Source organism: Acinetobacter proteolyticus (assembly GCF_000367945.1).
Classification (GTDB): Bacteria; Pseudomonadota; Gammaproteobacteria; order Pseudomonadales; family Moraxellaceae; genus Acinetobacter; species Acinetobacter proteolyticus.
In genome coordinates this window covers 1,913,912-1,935,276 of record NZ_KB849179.1, presented here as the reverse complement: position 1 = coordinate 1,935,276, position 21,365 = coordinate 1,913,912, and the positions used below count along the sequence as shown (strand labels likewise).

The 21,365-nt window shown below is 39.0% G+C and carries 15 protein-coding genes; 9 read left to right on the top strand and 6 right to left on the bottom strand.

Annotated elements, in window-relative coordinates; genetic code table 11:
• Positions 1-81: 81 nt before the first annotated feature.
• Entirely contained in the window at positions 82-1,338 is a 1,257-nt protein-coding gene (locus F993_RS07870; RefSeq protein WP_004655080.1) for a hypothetical protein, read from the top strand.
• Positions 1,339-1,378: 40 nt separating this feature from the next.
• Here the strand turns inward: F993_RS07870 and F993_RS07875 are convergent, their stop codons facing one another.
• Genes F993_RS07875 through F993_RS07895 form a run of 5 tightly spaced genes read right to left on the bottom strand, consistent with a single transcriptional unit; the run spans position 1,379 to position 9,438 of the window.
• Positions 1,379-2,185, bottom strand: a complete 807-nt coding sequence (locus F993_RS07875) for an efflux RND transporter periplasmic adaptor subunit (protein ID WP_004655078.1) — start codon at positions 2,183-2,185, stop codon at positions 1,379-1,381.
• Positions 2,186-4,186 carry a preprotein translocase subunit SecA gene (locus tag F993_RS07880; RefSeq protein WP_004655076.1) on the bottom strand — a complete coding sequence of 667 codons (2,001 nt, stop codon included), beginning with the start codon at positions 4,184-4,186 and terminating at the stop codon, positions 2,186-2,188.
• Positions 4,179-6,347 (bottom strand): site-2 protease family protein, encoded by a 2,169-nt coding sequence (locus F993_RS07885; protein ID WP_004655074.1) that lies wholly within the window; start codon positions 6,345-6,347, stop codon positions 4,179-4,181. Before F993_RS07885 ends, F993_RS07880 begins: the two co-directional genes overlap by 8 nt.
• 4 nt (positions 6,348-6,351) lie before the next feature.
• Positions 6,352-8,046 carry an efflux RND transporter periplasmic adaptor subunit gene (locus tag F993_RS07890; protein WP_004655073.1) on the bottom strand — a complete coding sequence of 565 codons (1,695 nt, stop codon included), beginning with the start codon at positions 8,044-8,046 and terminating at the stop codon, positions 6,352-6,354.
• A 9-nt stretch (positions 8,047-8,055) separates the two neighbouring features.
• The gene (locus F993_RS07895; RefSeq protein ID WP_004655070.1) at positions 8,056-9,438 is read right to left on the bottom strand and encodes a TolC family protein; all 1,383 of its coding nucleotides are present in this window, start codon (positions 9,436-9,438) and stop codon (positions 8,056-8,058) included.
• Positions 9,439-10,419: 981 nt separating this feature from the next.
• On the opposite strand from F993_RS07895, the gene F993_RS07900 reads away from it, so the two are divergent.
• From F993_RS07900 to F993_RS07935, 8 genes are read left to right on the top strand one after another with little or no spacing between them, the layout of a single operon-like run.
• Positions 10,420-11,481: an ABC transporter substrate-binding protein gene (locus F993_RS07900; protein ID WP_004655068.1), complete on the top strand. Its 1,062-nt coding sequence runs from the start codon at positions 10,420-10,422 to the stop codon at positions 11,479-11,481.
• Between the two features lie 13 nt (positions 11,482-11,494).
• The gene (locus F993_RS07905; RefSeq protein WP_004655066.1) at positions 11,495-12,205 is read left to right on the top strand and encodes a class II aldolase/adducin family protein; all 711 of its coding nucleotides are present in this window, start codon (positions 11,495-11,497) and stop codon (positions 12,203-12,205) included.
• Between the two features lie 33 nt (positions 12,206-12,238).
• Positions 12,239-13,432 carry an LLM class flavin-dependent oxidoreductase gene (locus F993_RS07910; protein ID WP_004655064.1) on the top strand — a complete coding sequence of 398 codons (1,194 nt, stop codon included), beginning with the start codon at positions 12,239-12,241 and terminating at the stop codon, positions 13,430-13,432.
• A 10-nt stretch (positions 13,433-13,442) separates the two neighbouring features.
• A complete protein-coding gene (locus F993_RS07915) occupies positions 13,443-15,017 on the top strand; it encodes an ABC transporter substrate-binding protein (protein WP_004655062.1) in 1,575 nt (524 codons plus the stop codon).
• 5 nt (positions 15,018-15,022) lie between these two features.
• The gene (locus F993_RS07920; protein ID WP_004655060.1) at positions 15,023-16,174 is read left to right on the top strand and encodes an ABC transporter permease; all 1,152 of its coding nucleotides are present in this window, start codon (positions 15,023-15,025) and stop codon (positions 16,172-16,174) included.
• On the top strand, positions 16,171-17,019 hold the full coding sequence (locus tag F993_RS07925) for an ABC transporter permease (protein WP_004655057.1): 849 nt from the start codon (positions 16,171-16,173) through the stop codon (positions 17,017-17,019). Before F993_RS07920 ends, F993_RS07925 begins: the two co-directional genes overlap by 4 nt.
• A gap of 2 nt (positions 17,020-17,021) precedes the next feature.
• Positions 17,022-18,839: an ABC transporter ATP-binding protein gene (locus tag F993_RS07930; RefSeq protein ID WP_004655055.1), complete on the top strand. Its 1,818-nt coding sequence runs from the start codon at positions 17,022-17,024 to the stop codon at positions 18,837-18,839.
• A 26-nt stretch (positions 18,840-18,865) separates the two neighbouring features.
• A complete protein-coding gene (locus F993_RS07935; protein ID WP_004655054.1) occupies positions 18,866-20,134 on the top strand; it encodes an acyl-CoA dehydrogenase family protein in 1,269 nt (422 codons plus the stop codon).
• A gap of 54 nt (positions 20,135-20,188) precedes the next feature.
• Here the strand turns inward: F993_RS07935 and F993_RS07940 are convergent, their stop codons facing one another.
• The gene (locus F993_RS07940) at positions 20,189-21,241 is read right to left on the bottom strand and encodes an ABC transporter substrate-binding protein (RefSeq protein ID WP_004655052.1); all 1,053 of its coding nucleotides are present in this window, start codon (positions 21,239-21,241) and stop codon (positions 20,189-20,191) included.
• Between the last annotated feature and the right edge of the window lie 124 nt (positions 21,242-21,365).

Here is a 21,365-nt window from a genome sequence, read left to right as displayed (position 1 = left end):
GTGGAGCATTTGACCTCATACCTAAAAGATAGGTATGAGGTCTTCTAGAATTTAAAAATCATTTAATTTAAGGGCAGTGGAATGTCATCAGGTGCAATTTATTTATGGGAACCTGAGATTTTTACAGCTCAGATTCCTTCGCTGAATGAATCTGAGCGCGTAGCTTATGAGTTATACCAACAGCATCGAGATACGCCTGCAGCGGGTAAAAAGCTGCAAGATTGGGCGGAATATATGGTTCAAAAAGTCACCAATTCTGACTACAGCGAATATTTTTCAAAGGAAGTTCAGCAGTGGTGCATTAATTTACAGCATGGTCTCACCGCTGAGCCGTGTGCGATATTAGAATTAGAACATTTTGATATAGTTGCACAGGGCGATGCTTTGTACAGGGTATTTTATGAGGCTGTCCAAAATTCAGGGGTTGGTTTTTATGAACCATGCTTTTCAGTGTGGGGAATCGGTCTTGTACAAGTTCCTGATCATGCAGTCACAGCTGTTTTAACGTCTTTTCTGAAACCTCTGAGTGCTGAGCAGCAGTCTTTTGAGCTAGACAAAATTGAAGCACCTCGCAATATAAAGAAAGCGGAAGAATTGTTTAAGTTATGGTGTTTACATCATCCTATTTTAAAAAATCTAGAGTTACATCGGTTCTATAGCAAATATGATTTTATTGAACCACGCTGGAATGAGCCTGATGCCGAAACCTCTATAAATAGTGGGATGCGATATTTTATATTTATTAATAAAAAACAAAATATTTTTTACCAATTAAAATTTTCTCTCAAGAGTTTAAGTAAATTTCCAAACATTGATTTGACTTTGGATCTTACAAATCATTTCTTAACAGAGGAAATGAAACATAAATTTGTGAAGAAACTTAAAATTAGAATAGATATACCAGATATTAGAAATAATAAAATAAAATCAGTTGGAACGAAATATCCATATGGATTAGAATTTGATTTTGTCCGTAGATGGGAAATTAGCTATGATATCAAAATATTTTTTCAGGAGTTTGATCGATTTATAAAATTTTTGCATCAGCATTTCGCAAACGGCAATTTAAGAAGTCTACAAATCTGGGCATATGGAGATGCTATTGATCATATTCTCGTGCAAATGCACTGGTCACAGGAACTCATGATTATTGCACTTGGGTTAGATAAAGATTATCTCGAAAAACGTTATCAATATCATTGTGAAATTCTTCGTAATGAAAAAAAAGACTCTGAGCTTGATTATTTAAACAATAGTTATGCAGAATATAAAATATTAATGAGTCTTGTTGAGGAGGCGGGTACTGCATTACCTCCATATCAGAAAATAGTGGGTTAAAGTTTTTAGAAAAATAATCATCCTTGGGTAAGATGTATTTTTATAAATACATCTTACAACGAATCCCACTCGGGAATTTAACACTGTTACTTTTGATGGTTGCACCCGCACTAAATGTACCAGAGCTTGCATCAATGACCTGATCGACATGGTCAAGCTGAATGATTGCTGCATATTTTTCAAATGGAGCTTCGGGAATCAATTTTAGCTTTTGCCCCTTTTTAACTGTATTAAAATACTTTAATGGAATAATTGCATTAATTTTAAACTGATCCGTTTGAGCAATTTTTAAAATTGGATTTTTCCCTTCGGTTGGATTTACCAGACTTCCAGCATAAATATATTGCTGTATCACGACGCCGTTAAAAGGACTATAAATGGTTCTACGATTTAAATCGGCTTGACTTTGTTTGTATTCATATTCAGCCTGTTTAATATTTTCCTGTGCAGTCTGTAATTCTGAACGGGCTTGCTGTAGCTCACTATATGCATCGTCATAGGCTTGTTTTGAGACAAAATTTTCCGCCAGTAGTTGTTTCATACGATTTACTTTGCTTTCGGCATGTTCGATTTTAGAACGTGCCGTATTGGCTGAACCGCGTAATTGCGTTCGAAAATATGCAGTTTGCGTAGCAGATTTTTCTACACTTGATTCGATTTGTGCCAGAACTTGCCCTTTTTTAATTGGCGTACCAGCTTTAACCGTAATATTTTGCAAAATACCTGTAATCGGGCTGCGAATTTCAACAATTTGTGCAGGCTGTACCATACACGCAAAATTTAATGAATCTGCAAGCACTGAGGTAGAACAGCTGAGAGTGGTGAAGAAAACAAGTGCGTATTTCATTTAATAAATTTTTCCAGCAAAGCCAATTTGAGAATTTAATTTTTTATCTTGTTTAAACATTGAGATACGATTGCGATAAGCTCGTTTCTGACATTTCTTCTGCATATGTTTGACTGCAAGACTTAAAAAATAGTGTCTAAGTACATAAATAGGGATGAGATTGAGTAGATAGATCAACCCTTGGATATTTTGTTGCATGAGTTGATCTTCACCTGAAACATAGGCAACACATGAGCCTTGATCTCCCTGACGTCCAGCTCGACCATAGAGTTGACGGTCAATACGAGCGGATTCATGAAATTCAGTTAAAATGACATGTAGGCCACCGGCTTGTTTGGTTTCTGGGCGCAGCTTAATATCGGTACCACGCCCAGCCATGTTGGTCGCTACTGTAATTTTTCCACTGTGACCCGCTTCAGCAATGATGGCGGCTTCCTGTGCATCTTGGCGCGCATTTAACACAATATGTTCAATGTTGAGTTGCGTCAGGGCCTCGGAAATAGCTTCTGAGGCTTCGATACTGCGCGTACCCACCAAAACAGAACGATTTGTATCTGCCATTGTTTTTGCATGCTGGGCAATCGCGATATACTTCAGTTGATTATTTTTAAAATAATGATGTTTAAATTGCTTACGCTTAGATGGAATATTCGGTGGGATTTGGCAAACTTTTAAGCGATAAATCATCCAGAGTTCTTTTGAAACTTCTAAACCGGTTCCTGTGAGCCCAGATAACAGTAAATATCGTCTAAAAAAACGCTGAAAGGTCATACGCGCTAAAGTATCTCGACCTTTAGTCAGTTCTACCTTTTCTTTTGCTTCAATCAGTTGGTGTAGACCTTGCTCCCAAGAACGATCAGCCATGATTCGTCCTGTGGATTCGTCTACAATCTGAATTTTATTGTCTTGAATAATATAATGTTGGTCTTTATGGTAGAGGTGTAATGCCGTCAAAGCTTGTTTAATCAGCAGCATTTTCCAAGCATGGTTATACCATATTGGACGTACATTCTGAGGAAGTGGAATTTCTTTATTGGCAGGAATTTTTTCAATATCGACATGATGCTCAGCTTCGAGTATTGAAAAATCAACGTCTGCAACAAGCTGCTGTGCTTGTTCAATTGCCCAGTGAATTATGGCTGCTTCAATAAGCCCTTCAGCTTCTTGAGAGATAACCATAGGGGTTTGAGCTTCATCAATAAATACGCTATCCGCTTCATCCACGATACAGAAGTGCAGTGCAGGAACAATCATCCCGTCGTCAGAAGTTTGTCCCGTTGCCAATGCACGTAAGTTTTCAATCTGGCGAGGTTGAGTACCTTTGCCTGAAATATGATCTTTTAGATAATCAAATACAATTTCATTGGCACTCACATAGCAAATTTGCTTGTGATAATTTTCCTTTCTTTCTGGAATTTCCATTTCACCATAAATGGCAGCGCTACTCAGTTGAAAAAACTGAAATAAAGAGCGCAATTCCTCTTCGTCGCGTTGTGCTAAATATGCATTGGTCGTGAGGACATGAACAAAATTTCCTGTTGCCGCCATAATAGTTGCTGCCATACCAGCAACCAGCGTTTTACCTTCTCCAGTGGGCATTTCAGCAAGGCGGCCCGTTAGTAGAATATAGGCACCCATAAACTGAACAGGATGTGGGTAAATATTAAAAACACGGGAAATACCTTCTCCTACGCAAGCAAAAATCAAAGCGATCGCGGTATCATGCGAGGGTTGTGTTGATAACTCGTGAATGGCTTGTTGAAATTTTTGTATGAGCTGTTCTTGATCAAGCTGTTTTAATGCTTCTCGGTGCGGTGAAATTGCTTGAGCAAACTTTTGAATATGTGTTCTGGAAATTTTTTTTGCGGGAATCCAGCCTAAAAGGTTGGCAAAGAAAATTTCTAATTTATGCAATTCCTGATCTTTTTGTTCTACACGGGCAACGTTAGAGAGATGAAAAGGGCGCAATGATAGGCTTTGAATCACCCGCAGATTAGACATAGAACTGCTCCAAAAATAATTGATGCAATTTTCTGATCCACTGCCATGCCAGTGGCGAATAACCTAAATCATAACGAACGTATGCGACATCACCAAATACAGAAGAGTCCAACGGTTGTGATAATTGAATATCGAGATCGAAATAGTTTTGTAAAGCCGTTGTACCTTCCTGATCATTGGGGTCAACGGTGATGTTTCCTCCCGCCTGACTACCTAATGCTGAAGAGAGAAGTTTCTTTTGTGTTTGTGGTGTACTTCGAATAATCTTGCCTGTATAAACCACATCAAAATGGTTTTTAAATCGAATTTCGATTCCTTTTAACCTTGTTTGAATCAAATCATAATCTTGTTGTAAAACGGCACTACGAACAATCTGGGCGGGTTGATTGATGACATAACCAATGATATCTCCACGCTTGTAAAATCTTTGATTGAGTTCAATGCTATCTTTAGCAAACCAGTGACCAGCAAGTGGGCTATAGACTTGAAGTTGTTCAAATTTGGTCTGATATTGTTGGAGTTGCTGCACAGCACCTTGTTTTTGATACTCTAATTTACGTTGTTGCGATATATCATCAAGTGAAGCTTGCCTGAGTTTATAATCTAATTCTTCAACCTGTAGTTTTTGTAGTTCATATTTTTCGGTAAGTTCTGCATTAGACAGTTGAAAAAGCATTTGGTTTTGCTGAATTTGATTGTTTTTCAAATTGATTGTTGCAATATGACCTGATTCATTGGCTCGAATGATTGACTCTTCAGGCATCCATACGATAGCCTGCTGAGTACTAAAATAAGGAAAGGGAAGAATAAAAAAAATCACGATAAGCGTGGCAAGAATTCCCCAGAAACGTCGGACAGCCTGATCACGATATTTTGACAATGTCGCTCCTTGATAGATATGTTTAATGCCTTTATAGAGAGGTAAAACAATGGTCATAAATCCAGAAATAAAAGCCAGAATGACACCAAAGAAAAAATATTTCTGAGCCACAAACCAAATTAAGCTCACCATGATGGTGATGCGGTAGATTGGAGAGATAAAACCATAACTAATTAGCCAAAATTTTTCATTTTCAGCAGCATAGGGAGGTTGAGCTGTTTTAGCGCCCAAAAGATAACGGTCAGATAAATAGACCCAATATTTTGTTGCTCGACCTGCTAAATTGGGAATTTCAAGTAAATCAGACAAAATATAGTAACCATCATAGCGCATCAGTGGATTACCATTGACCAATACGGTGGAAACAGTCGCAATAAAGATGACGTTATAAGCAAAAGCATGAATCAGCCCTGATTCGCTGGAGACCCACAGATAAATTGCAATCGCGCCTAATAATAACTCTGTCAATATGCCTGCAATAGATACAGCAATCCTTTGCCACTTGGAAATAAAGTGATAGGACGAAGTGGCATCAACATATGGGATGGGAATAAATAGAATGAACATCAAGCCCATTTCTCTAACATTGCCATTCCATGCTTTTATGGCTAAGCCATGAGCGAATTCATGAATTAATTTAACAATTGGATAGGTAAACCAAAGAATTAACAGGTTACTCGTAGATAGCACCCGATCTGACAAATTATTGGTTAAGCTTTGCCAATTTTCGGCAAGCAATAATAAGGCAGGGCATACGATCATCAACCAAATGAGTAGGCCCCAGATGCTAAAAACTGATTGAGCGGCTTTTTGTAATTGACTAAAGAACCGATCAGGATAAACCAATGGTATTTTGAGACTCATCGGATTTAAGAACGATTGCTTCAATTTATTGAATTTATGCTTCTTAAACCGTTTAAACATTTCCTCTGCATCAAAAGATACTTCAGTTTGTAGCAGGTCGTTGTTATAGAGCTGAGTCAGAAGCTGGACTAATTCATTTTGGCTAATTGCTCGGTATTGTTTATTTAAATGAATATTTTGTTGTTCGATATATTCTGCTGCTTTATCCCAAATTTGTTCTACATTGGATTGGCCATCTAATAAGGTAATGACATACCATGTTTCAGGGTTAACTCGTACAAACCGCTGTGACATAGGTTCAAACAACAGAAACCATGCACGGCCTCTTAACGTACGTGGTAGAACCTCAATATTCTGGCGTAATTGGGGCCTAAGATGACGAACCAGATGCCAATGTTCAGAGAATAAGCTTTGCATCGCTTTACCAGTTCGCCCAGATTTTTAATTTCATCCAGTTAATGAAATCTCGTGACCAGCGAAGCAGTAGGTTGGTTTTACCAACCGTAATTTTTCCAACACCTTGCATACCTGGGGTCAGAGCAGGAGGAGAATCTAACCAAGCAGCCTCAACTTTAAAGCCATTCACATTACTTTGGACAGAAGCGACTGGTGTAATACGGGTAATACGAATAGGGAAAGTCTGATCTGGCAAACCTGTCAGCTTTAAATTTCCCTTTTGATCTTTTTCAATCAAGTGAATGTCTTTATCTGCCACATGTAAGATCACTTTATAGGCATCTTGTGATGCAATTTGGAAGAGTTCCTTACCATCTTCAATAGGGGTTCCAATTTGTTGAATCCAGTCTCCATCAATAACTGTTCCTGTTATTGGGGCGGATACTCGGGTTTGATTGATCTTTCTTTGTAGTGTTTGGATTTTGGTTTCTTGCTGTTTAATTTGATTTGCGGCTAAACCACTATCTGTTAAATTTTGATCTGCCATTGCGACGCGAAATTGATGCTGCGCTTGATCCAATAGGCTTTGTTGTTCAGCCAGTTGAATTTTTAAATCGGTATTATCGAGTTGAATTAAGGCTTGGTCTTTTTGGACTTTATCTCCAGGACGAACAAATACCTTTTGTATAAAACCTTGCGTTGGTGCAGGAATAATCCAGCGAGTTTTACCTTCAACATTTAGGTTGGCAGTGACGAGTTTGTCGACAGGAATTAAGGTGATGCAGAGTAAAAATAAGATGAGAAGACTGCTGAGAATTTTCCAAGTATAGTGGCCATCTGAACTGTATTTTTTGAATAAATTACGACTAGATTGTAGGCTATGGCCAATTAAACTCTGTTCTGATTGATACCAATGTTGAAGCAGGGGCTGAATTAAATCACTGTTACTTTTTAAATATAAACTTAACTCTGCTTGAGTATTTTGGTGTTCAAACGCGCGGTCCTTTGCCACGAGTATTGCTTGGATCTTTCCTTGGTTAAAAATGGGATAACCAAACCAACTATGCTCATGTAATTCATGTTGTAAAAATAAGGTTTGCAGCGCAATTTCATTTAATCTTTGCATATCAGCAGCGCCTTTTTCTGTCCAAGACAGCTCAGACGAGACGATCCATTTGACTTTATGCGTACCTTCAACCATTAAATAATTTAATTGAATGTTCGTATGCTGGGGAAACCGATGCCGAATATAACTTGTTGTTTGGTTAATCCATTCTTGTGCGGCAACCCGGAATTGATCTTGATTCACGACATGAGCAAAAATCTCAAGTAACTGTTCTGCTTGAAAAGCGTGCTGTAGTTTTTGGCTTTGCTGTTCGTAGAATAACCAGCCCATACTGGTACGTATTAGTTCCAGAGTGACTTCATTAATAGGAGGAGCTATTGATAAGCCAATAATAGACGATGTATTGGAATATGTTAATAAATAGCCAATGATGTAAGTTGACTCATTTTTTTGAATAACAACTGGTTGTTCTGCTGTTAATTGCAGTTTGAGCGATGCCCATAACTCCTGTAGCTTCTGATCCTGAAACGCTTGCGTACCTAGATCGATTAAATTTTCAAAGCATATATCTAATACATTGACGTTTAAGCGCTTTAAGTTAAGTATCCAAATCTGAATAGAATTAGGTAAGTCATTCATTTTATTATTGAGCATGGTTATAACTTAATTCTGTAGGGTAAGGGGGGAATGAAAAATTTGATCAAGATCAAAAATTTCTTGTTCTATCAATGTGCCTGTCGTTATTTTTAACTTGAGATAGTTTTGCCATGCTTCATACCATGCAGATACGCGTTCTTGTCTTGCTTCAAAATATTTGGCTTGTGCTTCTAAAACCTCAGCATTAACACGCATGCCAACCTCATATGCCCGTTTGTTGGCTATCCACGCTTTTTGAGATGAAGATTCAGCATCTTGCATGCCTTTGGTTTTTGCAATAGCAGCTAGCGAGCTGTAAAAGTTATCCAGCATTTGGGCTTTCTGCTTTTGAGTCGTTAACAATAGTTCATTCTTATTTTTTTCTAATGACGCTTTTTGCTCTTTAATTTTGAAGTAGTTTTCGGAATTATACATCGGAATGTTTAATTCAAGACCATATAAATAATCTAAGCCATTCTGTTTATTGGTAAATGCGGAATCTTGAGAGTCAAAATTTCGACTCATTTTTGCGGAAAAATTAATTACAGGATATTTTTCAGCTTTGGATTGTTTTATTTCATTTTGAGATACTTTTAAGTTTAGCTCAGAGATTCGAATTTGATGATTGTTTGTCAGCAAAAATTGGTTATATAAGGATTGATCCCCATAGGATAACGGTGGCAGTGTTTCAACGGGTATCTTATTTTTGGTAAAAGTAACGTCATCTGTACCTATAAATTCAGCCAGAATACTTAATTCTTTATAGATCTCGAAATTGATACTTTGCTCTTGACTTTGTAAGGTTGAAAACTTGGCTTCTGCTTCCTTTAGATCGGTAATGGACACCATACCTTGATTAAAGTTTGCAATTGCCATTTGCTTTTGTTCTAGAACCAAAACTTTTTGTTGCTGTATCAGTTCAAGTTTGGATTTTAGGCTGAGTATTTTAAAATACTGATCTACAATATTTTGCAGTAACTCGTTATAGCTCACTTGGAATTGTTCTAAAGAAATTTCTTCCCCAATTTTGGCTGTTGAAATCGTTTCATCTTGAATTTTATTGTAAACAGGAATTGAAAACTGTATTGCATAATTACGTACACGGTAATCTATTTCATTTTGCCCTGGGCGTTTATTTTGGCCCATTTTTTCTTGAGCGCTGAAATTAATCTTAGCTTCTTTACTTGCTCGCGCCTGATTTAATTTTTGCTTGGCTATTTCCTTTTGCGCTTCTGCTAGAGGTAAATGAGGAGAATAGAGTTTTGCTTTCTGGAAGAGTGTAAATAAATTATCAGCACAGGCTCGTTGTGTTACCAAAATAGTTGCAATTGCGAAGAGAACTTTTTGTGTATAAAGATGTCGGTTTTTATTCATGATGTAATGAATTGTATGTTTTTGTAATTTTTGCATAAAAACAAAGAATTGAACAGAGGGCTTTATAAAAGATTTACTTGATTTTGATAGCGGATAAATTTATATGGTAGCTTCTTATCATTGAATTATTTTAAAAATTAAATGGTTGCAATAGGAAAGCCTATTGTAGTTTATTTAGTAAGAGTTTTCGTTATTTTATATTTTATCAATTTGGTTTTCGATTCGGGGGCAACATCGAATTTCTGTAAGGAGTTATTCAGCTGTATAATTCCCAGATAAACAAGCTAACATCTAAAACTTATTTGTACAACTAATTATCATTCCTTTAATGGTTTGTTTGAATTTCAATCAGTTGTGATATTGTCAATATAACCATCTAATGTATTTTTTAGTAACTTAAGTTAAGACCTATGCCAATAATTCTTTAGTTTTGTGGATCAAAATGAGGGAATTGCAACTCTTATAAGAATAAAAATAAAATAAAACAGTAGGTTATTGGTTAAGTTCAACTGACGCCATCTCCACCAAAATATTATTCGGGATTGTTTGATCCGATAGAAAAAAGCCTTTAAGTTCAATACTTAAAGGCTTTTTTATTTGCCTGTTTGTCCGATATGATCGGATATGATTTGATCTAAAAAATTCGAAAAAGGCGGGGGAGAAAAAATGGCAATAACTGATGTGGAATGCAAAAGGCATCTCCAAAAGAGAGGGCTATTCATCAATTTATTAGTTAAGTATCTTGAACCACTGTTGGACTAATCTTTGTCATTTTTTCTAAAATAAGAACCTCCCGTGAGTTATGTATTATCCACCTCAAGATGTGACTTTATAATTAAATAGCTTTTATCCATAAGATGTTGTTAAAACAACACTGATTTAAAAAAATGATGAAATATAAACAATAACTTGACTACAATTTTTTGCTAAAATATTGAAAATTATAAATAATTAATGTTGGCACAAAAGCTGCTCAATACAAGTGATATGAAATTGGAAATATCCTAAGGAATACCTATGTCACTTGTTATCGATAAAAAAGAAAATTCTAAAGAATTTGTAAAAAGCACATTATCTGAAATCTGGGTCACCCGATGTCCAGTCCCAACAGCAACAGGTATCTCACTAAAACGTGGGACACTGATTGAAAAATTTGAACAGCATGGTATCGATGTTGCGGTTCTACAAGATGCCCGTAAAGGTCTATCTGTTCATCATTTTGATCATCAACTACCCGCATTATTTCGAGAAGGTGGAAATGTTCCAGCATTAGCTGCTCGTTCTGAAGGTGCTCCAAGTCGACTCATTGGTTTGACATGGATTGATGAATGGCAGGTAATTATTGTTCGCCCTGATTCTGAAATCAGCAAGCCAGAGCATTTAAAGAATGTAAAAGTTGCTTTACCTGAATATGCAGACAAACGGGCGGGCAGTATTTTTAGAGCGATGTCTTTACAAGGGATTCGCGGTGCTTTGCAACTTGCAAATTTAACCTTCCGTGATGTCGATTTTATTGAAGTCCCTGAACGAGCGGAATCGAATACACAACAACGGGATGCTAGTACCTACTGGTCTGGATTAGATGCGTTAATCACTGGTGAAGTTGATGCTGTTTATGTAAAAGGAGCGTCCGCTGTTGAAGCTGCGACAAAACGTGGTTTAAAAGTTGGGATTGATTTGGATCAATTTGAAGATGTGACCTCCCGTGTAAACAATGGTACGCCTCGTCCAATTACCGTACATGAAGATTTGTTAAAAGATCACTTTGATGTCGTCGTTGATTTTCTGGAAGAGCTGTTTGATACCGCAGATTGGGCTCAAGATCATTTAGATGAAGTGCTGGTTATTCTTGAAGATGAAACGATTGCAGGGGCAGAGAGTGTCGCGACAGCCTACCGTAATAATTTTCATAAGTCTTTACATCCATCATTAAGTGAAGAGCGTTTAGAGCTGTTAAGACAACAAAAAGATTTCCTTTGGTTACATGGTTTTCTGGAGCGTGATGTCGATATTAACACTTGGGTCGACCACCGTCCTTTGCTCGAAGTTTTAAAGCGCCGCCAAAATAAGCAATTTTAATAGGATATTGATCATGACAACACTTATTCAAACGCCACTTTCTCCTGAACTCAATGACTTTATCGAATTGAATCGTGAAAAAGCTGAATTTGCTTTTGAAGTATTCCGTGAAACAAGAACAATCACGGCAAATGGAACGGTTAATTTTGTTGAACGTGGACCTGATAATACCTTAGTCACTTTTAACTATGCAGGACCTTGGTCTAAAGATAAAAAAAGCAAAGTACTTGTGGAGACCATTGATGGTGAAGTTTTATTGGGAAGAAAAAATGCAGGTGGGCGTTATAACAAACTTTTTCGCGAGCATGCAGATGTCACCACAATATCTCATGTACACGCGCCGAATTTAGGGGCTTGGGCGCAAACCCATCGTACCTTACCGATTCGTTATGTGCCTGTTCAGCGCTTTCATTTATTTAAAGAACTCCCAATTTATATTGATCGCCGTCAGGCAGAAGTCGATTTCATTTTAGATCAACTCAAAGTTGATATCGAACATCGAGCAATTTTAGAAGCCAACGGTGGTGCAACCGTATGGGGACGTCAGGGATTACAAGAAACAGCTGAATTTATCTTGTTACTTGAGGAAGGTGCACAGATTCAGCTACTAGCTGAATTAGCTGGGGGAAGCCGTGAATACGGACAGGGTGTTTTACAGCAGCAGTGGCGAATGAGTGGTTTAACCGATAAAGCCAAGTCGCTTGGATTACTTCCACTTCATTAGAAATCTGATTCAAATATAAATATAGAGAATACTATGGCTGTAAAACTTTTATGGTATCTCACTTCTCCTGATGGGCCATATCCTTGGTTGGAATCTGGGCGGTGGGATACCGATTATGAACACTTGCAACAGATTGCGATTACTGCGGATCGACTTGGTTTTTACGGTTCACTTATGGGCACCAGCGAGTATGAAACACTTGCTGTTGCTGCAAGTTTAATTCCATTTACTGAACGTTTAAAGTTTCTGGTTGCCCAACATCCTGGAGAAGTCCAGCCAGCAGTATTGGCCAAATATGCGCAAACGTTTGATGCATTTTCTAAAGGGCGTTTGTTATTTAATGTCGTTAATGGAAATGATCAGGGTTTGGCAGCTTTAGGTATTCACTATACGCATGATGAGCGTTATGACTTTAGCAAAGAATACTGGACAGCATTTCAGCAAAACTATTTAGGTGATCGATCTGGATTTGAGGGGGAGTTTATTCAAATTGCTCCACGTCTAGAAAGTGGATCTCCTATGTCCAAATGGCGTGGTCCAACTCAAAAGCAGGGTGTTCCTTTATGGGGAGCTGGAACTTCTGCCAAAGGCGTTCAGCATTCTGTTGAATTACTCGATGTGTATTTAAGTTTTACGAATACGCCACCGTTGCTGGGAGAAAAGTTTAGCAAAGTTGCCGCTGAAGCGGCAAAAATTGGGCGTACTTTAGAGTTTGGTACTCGATTGCAAATTATTGTTCGAGAAACAGAAGAAGAGGCTTGGCAGTATGCTCAGTCATTACTCGACAAGATTGATTTAAATTATGCAATCGAAGCTGTTAAACGGCAGCTTCCTCCCGATGAAACTTTTGAGCGTTATCAAAGCCCAAATCCGATCGTTCAAAGGAATCTCACTTTGTTACGACATGGGGTATTACCTCGTGCAAAAGACTTTGAAATTTATCCTAATGTTTGGACTGGGCCATCTTTATTTGGTTTTGATATTTTAAACCCAGCAGCAGGTACTGCCTTGGTCGGCAGTGCTGAAAATATTGCTGAACGGATTAAAGAATATGAAAGCTATGGTGTATCTGCCTTTATCTTATCTGGTTTCCCTTTAATTGCAGAAGCCTATCGTGTAGCTGATTTATTGTTCCCGTTATTAGAGCTCGATCATGGTTTTGAATTGCCTAAGCTCAATAAAAACTCATCCATTGATTCTCTCTTGAATCAAGAAGTTATCGTTTAAGGGAGAAAACATGAACAAAATTACACGTCGAGAACTCATTAAACAAACTGGATTGGGGGTTGGCGCTGTTGCTGCAATTAGCCTGATAGGATGTTCTAAAACTGACTCTGCATCTTCCGAGAATACTCATGCGAGTACAGCTGAAAATGATACGCCCAAAAAAGGTGGTGTGATCAAAATTGGGGTGATCAATGGCAATCAAGCTGGTAATTTAGACGCGCATAAACCCATCGGTATGTCCAGTGCATTTAGAGGCTGGCCTTTATATGCAAAATTATGGGAATGGGGTAGAGATATCCAGCCCAAACTCGCACTTGCTGAATTTGCGGAGCCGAATAATGATGGGACGAAATGGACCATTCGCTTAAAAAAGGGACTCGAATTCCATCATGGTAAAACGATTACTGCTGATGATGTTATTTTCTCCTTACGCCGTTTGACTGACCCTAAACTTGCTTCCCCATTTGCAGCCTATCTTTATTCATTGCAAAGAGATGCAATTAAAAAGCGCGATGAATACACCGTTGAGATCCCTTTTGCTCAAGGAAAAGGGTTGGTTGCTTTACCTGAGGCATGGATGAGTTGGGGTGGCATTGTTCCTACAGATTATGACCCAGTTAAAAATGTCGTAGGTGCAGGTCCCTTTAAGCTTGACAGTTTTACACCGGGCCAGCGTTCACGCTTTGTCCGTTTTGAAAATTACTGGAAAGAAAATAGGCCTTATGCTGATGCAATCGAAATCATTGATTTTAAAGATCAGACAGGGCGTCTTGCTGCTTTGCAATCTGGTCAAATTGACATTGCTTCAGGTGTAAGTGCTGAGCATATTGCTTTAATTCAAGCCAATAAACGACTGAATCTCGTTTCATCAGAAACCGATGCTTGGCAATCATTTGATATGAACACGTCTAAAGCGCCGTTCAATGATCCTCGAGTACGACAAGCTTTTAGATTGATTGCCAATAGAGACGATTTGGTCAAACGTGCTTTAGCTGGGCAAGGACGAGTTGCAAATGACCTTTATTCGTTTAGCGATCCTGTATATGACCACAGTATTGCTCAGCGCAAGCAAGATTTAAATAAAGCGAAGGCATTGTTGAAAGAAGCTGGTTTTAGCAATAGCTTGGCAGTTGATTTATATACAGGTCCAGATAGCAATGCTGCATTGGTTTTTGCTCAGCATGCGGCTCAGGCTGGTGTTATCGTTAATGTTAAACAGGTTGAAGCTGCCACCTTTGCGGATGCTGTAAAACAGGATTGGGCATTTAGTACAGGTTCAAACGTTTCACGACCTTTTCTATTAACCGTCTTGCAAATTGATGGGCCGGGTGCGGCAAATAATAAAACTCGATTTAACAATGAACGTTTTACTGAATTGGTTCATACCGCATTACAACAGCCTGATTTGGAAAAACGCAAAGTTCTCATTCATGAAGCACAGCACATTCAACATGAGCAAGGTGGTTTGCTCATTTGGGGTTTTAATCATGTACTCGATGCACATTCTGGCCAAATTGGTGGTGTAACACCTGATCGCACAGGCTTTGCTGCGTGGCGTACAGATGAATTTTGGCGTAGGGGATGACCGCTATGACAACGCAATCCAGCAATATAGAGACAGCCATTTCACATCAAACCATGACGAGATCATTTGAAATACCAGCATGGTTACCTTGGTTTTTCACACGGTTGTTGTCCGGTGTATTGGTTGTATTTGTGATTAGTCTCATTGTATTTATTGCCACACAAGCACTCCCATCTGATCCGGCTCGCGTCATTTTGGGCCCAGAAGCACCGGAAGCGACGGTTCAAATACTTCGTGAACAATTGGGCCTGAACGATCCAATATTGATGCAATACTGGCATTGGTTGAGTCAATTATTGCAAGGTAATTTTGGCCGTTCGATTGATTCAAATGTACCTGTGGTGCAGATTGTTCAGAATTATTTTGCTAACACCGTTGCATTAACGATCTTGGTGATTGTCATTACTGTCCCACTTTCAGTGGTACTGGGTGTGTGGCTGTCACTCCGTCGAGATAGCAAACTCGATCGTATTATTGTTTCTAGCTCTATTCTATTCAAGGCTGTTCCAGGATTTGTGATTGCGATTTGGTTAATGATGTTTTTCTCAACTTCAATCCTGCACATATTGCCAGCTGCATCCTTGTTGATTCCAGAGCAGTCAGCTTTTAGCCAAATCGAGTTTTTAGTTTTACCGATTTTAACTTTGGCCTTATCGCTTATTCCATATCTGATGCGTTTGGTTCGTGGTTCCATGATTGATGCACTTGAGTCAGACTATGTGACCTCTGCACGATTACGTGGTATTCCTGAGCGACGGATCATATGGAAACATGTTTTACCCAATGCATTGGTGCCAGTAGTGCAGGGAACAGCATTAACGATACGGGTTCTGCTGAGTGGAGCTCTCATTATTGAAGTGGTTTTCAGTTATCCCGGTATTGGTAATGCACTCAATGCCGCAATTGAATTAAGAGATATCCCGACCATTCAAGCAATTGTTTTATTGCTGACCATTTGTGTGGTAGCCGTTAATTTAATTGCAGATTTAATCACGACTTTACTCACACCAAAAATACGAACAGCCAAAAGACATAAAGCTCGTTCGCCAGGCCGTCGTCAGGCATTACGTTTATGGAAGTCGGGTCGACCAATTACGGTAAAACCTGTTGACCGCCGTAATGCGTTAAAGAACATTCAGCAAGGAGGTGGGAAATGAGCTCACTTCATTGGTACCAAAGAAATTTTTTTCAAACCTTAATTCGTGAAAGACAAGTACGTTTTGGATTTGTAGTCACTACGTTAGTGTTGATTTTTGCACTGGTTGGACCGCTCTTGGTTCCCTTTGAGCCCACTGCTTTGATCGGCATGACATATGGTCCGCCTGAAGGAAAATCGTTTCTTGGATATGATTATATTGGTCATGATGTGTGGTCACGTGTTCTTGCTGGTGGGGCTTCTATTATCTGGATGACACTGGCTGCCAGTTTGGTTGCATTAATTATTGGTTCTAGTTTAGGCATATTCGCTGCTTTTGCCCGAAATAAGATTGATCAGTTCGTGACTTGGCTTACAGATGTTTTTATGGCCTTTCCGGATCTTATATTGGTCTTGCTTATCGTTTCAATGTTAGGTCGGGAGCCTTGGCTCATTGTTTTAACGGTTTCAATTGCTTTTATTCCTGGGGTCGTGCGTCTTGCGCGAAGTGTTGCACTTAATCTGGTGGAACAAGAATATATCGAAGCAGCCAGAATGCTTGGGTACTCAAAAACCTATATTTTATTTCGTGAAATTTTACCCAACATGTTGACGCCTTTACTCATCCATTTGGGTGTGATGTTGACATGGGCTGTGGGTATGTTATCTGGTTTGGCTTTTCTTGGTTATGGTGTGGCACCTCCAGCAGCAGATTGGGGACTCATGATTAATGAAAATCGCGCTGGTTTATTGGTGCAGCCGTGGGCGGTATTTGCTCCTGTCATCTTAATTGCTTTGTTTGCGCTCGGAACCAATGTATTGGCTGAGGGTGTTGGACGTGCAGCTGCTCGGATTGAGGAAAAATAAGCATGGCAGATCAATTTAAAAATACCGTATTAACGGTAAAAGACTTAACCGTGGCATTGGTCAACACTGGCAATCACATCGTTTCTAATATTTCATTTAGCTTGAGAGAAGGTGAGGTTCTAGGGCTGGTCGGAGAAAGTGGTTCTGGTAAAACCACATTATCGAGTGCCTTATTGGGCTATGCACGACATGGTGCCAAGATTATTCAAGGCACAATTGAACTGGATGATGAAGATATTCTCAGTTTAGATGATCATGCTTTGCGTCAGGTTCGTGGTTATAAAATGAGTCATGTCGCCCAAGATCCTGGAACGGCACTCAACCCAGCATTAAGTATTGGACAACATTTATTTGAATTATTAGATGTCCATCAGGCACAGTTATCGAGCATTGAAAAATACCAAAAGGTTGCCAAAATTTTAAATGAAGTGGGATTGCCGCATGATCAGCTATTTCTAAAGCGTTATCCTCATCAGCTTTCGGGTGGGCAACAACAACGAATTTTATTGGCCTTGGCATTCTTGCTACAGCCACGTTTGATCGTTTTGGATGAGCCAACCACCGCGTTAGATGTGACGACACAGACATTGGTGTTGAATATCATTCGTAAATTATGTCGGGAATATAACGTTGCTGCTATCTATGTATCGCATGACTTAACGGTGGTAAAAGATATTGCAGATCGGGTGATTGTTCTGTATTCAGGTCGAATTGCTGAAGATGCGGTATTAACCCAACTATTTGAAACGCCTAAGCACCCTTATACGCAAGGTTTACTGAACGCCATTCCCGATGTGGCCATTCGTAAATATTTATCTCCAATTGAAGGACATGCTCCTTCGCCCAATGAGCGTCCAGAGGGATGTGCTTTTGCGGCACGTTGTACTTTCGCTACAGATATATGTCGTCAAAAACAACCTGAATTAACGCAATTAAAAGATGAGTTTGACCCGCATTTTGTTGCTTGTCACCATTCGGATCATGTTGGTGTGATTAATTTTAAAGAGATTGATCATCAGGTTATTGAACGAGAAACCGATCGAGAAGCACTGCTAAAAGTTGAACATATTCATGCATGGTATGGGCAGCAACCGGCTCTTTTCGATATCTCATTTCAACTCAAAAAAGGCGAATGTTTAGCATTAGTTGGTGAATCAGGTTCGGGTAAGACGACTTTATCACGTGTGATTGCTGGCCTCAATGAAAATGCAGATGGACAAATTACATTAGCGGATGAAGTCTTGTCGTTACGTGGGCAACAGCGCCATTTGCAGCAGCGACATAAACTGCAATATATCTTTCAAAACCCTTATAAAGCCTTGAATCCAGCGCATACGATTGGTCAAACATTAATTAAAGTTGTACAGCATTTCTTTGGAGCATCTCGACAAGAAGCCATAGAAAAAGTCACGCAGGTACTTAAACAAGTCTCTCTGCCTATTCAAGTTCAGGAACTCTATCCAAGAGATTTATCGGGTGGGGAGCGACAACGAGTGGCGATCGCGCGAGCTTTGCTGTGCCAACCTGATGTTTTGATTTGTGATGAGATTACCTCTGCTTTGGATGTTTCAGTTCAGGCTTCCATCTTAAAACTGCTACAAGACCTCCAACAGCAAGGTGTGACCTTACTATTTGTGACCCATAACCTAGGGGTTGTTCGTGCAATCGCAGATCGAGTCGCCGTATTAAAAAATGGACATATTGTTGAATATGGTGAAACAGATCAAGTGCTGAGTCATCCTCAACATACCTATACCAAAACTTTGCTTATCCATGCGCCAAGCTTGTTTAAAAACAAGGTACTTGAAGTTTGCGCATAAAAAAGAACAAATTTCCGGAGTTAACAATGAACGACATTAACCAACGTAATTTTTTAGAATTAGGTAGTATCAGGCATATTCAAAGTGAGCAAGAAGCACTTGATATTGCAAAAGAGGTGGCGGATCAACTGAATCAATTTGCTCGAGACCCAAGTTATAACAAGACCGTACCTTATGATCAGGCGCGTTTAATTTCAGAAGCTGGTTTAACTGCAATTATTGTACCCAAGCAATTTGGGGGCTTAGGCGCCAGTATTTCAACCTTGGTCAATGTGGTGAAAATTATTTCATCCGCAGATGGTGGTGTCGGGCAGTTATTACAGATTCACTTCACCATGTTCCGAGGTGTTTTAACGGGCTATGATGATGAAATTCGTGATCAGTTACTGGGTGATATCTTAAGCGGAAAGCGTTTGGGTAATGCACTTGCAGAAGTGGGTGGTAAAGATAAATTTCAGCATAAGACGCGTGTAGAGCGAAATTCAAAAGGGCAATTAATTTTAAATGGCAGTAAATTCTATTCTACCGGCTCTTTACTCGCAGAATGGATTTCCTTATTCGCTGGTAGTGATGATGGACCTGTGTCGATTTTAATTCATCGTGATACGCAGGGAGTGGAGTTGCTTGATGACTGGGATGCGATGGGACAAAATAATAGTGTCAGTGGCACTGTTAATTTTAAAGATGTGATTGTTGATGAACGTTATGTTGCTAAGCGAAATACGGGGGGGTTAGGCACTGTTTTACGTACGGGACTCACTTGGCCTCAGATTTTACACGCTGCAATGGACACAGGAATTGCCAAAGGAGCCCTACAAGGCGGGATTGATTATTTACAACATCATGCTCGACCTTGGGTAGAAAGTGGCGTCGACTCGCCTACGCATGAACCTCATATCATCAAACAGATTGGTGAATTTGCTGTTTTAGTGCGTTCAGCTGAGGCATTATTGGATCGTTCAGCACAGATTTTTGAACAGCATTTGGCAAATGTAGAGGATGAAGATTTACAAACTGAACTGATTTTATCGGTTGCTGCTACCCGTAGTCAGTCTGATCATGCATCTTTAAAAATTTCGAGTGAAATTTTTGGATTACTTGGGGCAAGTTCAACTTTATCGAAATGGAACCTAGACCGCTTCTGGCGAAATGCACGAACTCACACCACGCATGATCCAATTCGCTGGAGGCTCTATCATGTTGGAAATTATTATTTAAATAATATTCCACCAGGAGAATACAACTCAGTACTTCTAAAGAAGCAAGCGGAAAATGTGACTAAATTTTCTAAGTAAAATGAAGTCAATAAAAAAGGTTGTCATCATGACAACCTTTTTAATTTTAAAGTATTAAGCCACTTGAGTTTGAATAGAAATATCCTGTGCAAGCCATTCACGAACATTAATTTGTGCAGGAATAAAGTTCCAGCGATAGAGAAAATCACTCAAGTCTTGTAAAGCAATAATAGAGATTTCATCAAAGTTAGTGTTCAGTTTCAAATGTGCATCTGCACCGTATGCCGCATGAACCCATTGTTCACTACTGTTACATTCTTTTGCTAGATAACGATGGGTTTCATCGGCGTGTGCATGTGCCCATTGTTCTGCTTGTAATACAGCATCAACAATCGATTGGGCTTGCTCTGGATATTGCTTTAGAAAATCTTCATCAACAGTGAGTGTTCTTGGTGTTCCATTATTGGAGCGTAGAATAGGGTCTGGATGTGAGCCAATATCAATAATGGTATGCAGGGCGAAATCATGAGCAATCTGCGCAGCATGTGCACCTTTTAGAAAAATGGCATCTACATCACCTTTAATTAATGCCACGATCTCTGCACTTGCGTTGATTTTGTTGCGATTACCATAAAAGCTAGAATCATTTTCTTCTGGCTGTTGTTGCTGTGCTGTTAAAATATCTGCTCGTAAACAGTCAACTAATTCAAGATCGCTTACCTTTAAATCTACGGTCTTTAAGGCATTCTCTAAACCACGAATCGCCTGTGCACGCGAGAAATCAATAATTGCATCTTGATTTAATGGAATTCCAAAACGTTTGCCTTTTAGGTCTGCAACAGTTTTGATGTTTGAATCGTAGCGTGTTAACAATAATTGAACTTCATCAGCCCAAGATAACCCAATCACTTTAGTTTTTTGACCAGATGCATATGCCCAGATTGCAGGAATACTGCCACCGTGTCGAACTGAATTGGCAAGTGTATGGTTAAAATGAGAGTTGCGAATATCTTTGGAATTTGATTCTCGAATTGATTTTATTTCAATCTGCTGCTCATTAAACTTTTCTTTGAGCCAACCTTTTTGAATTGAAATGCCTAGGCCTGTTGGTACAGGGCAGCGCGTGTACCAAAGTGTGTTTAATGATTGAGTTTGAACTGTTGTCATCATGACATCCTTTTGTGATTTTTATGCTTTAAAGCAAAATTGATGCCATTTATTAAGTTGTTGATATTTATTATTTATTTGTAATATCGTTTTTTATGATGTTGATATATCAAATTTTGTTGCG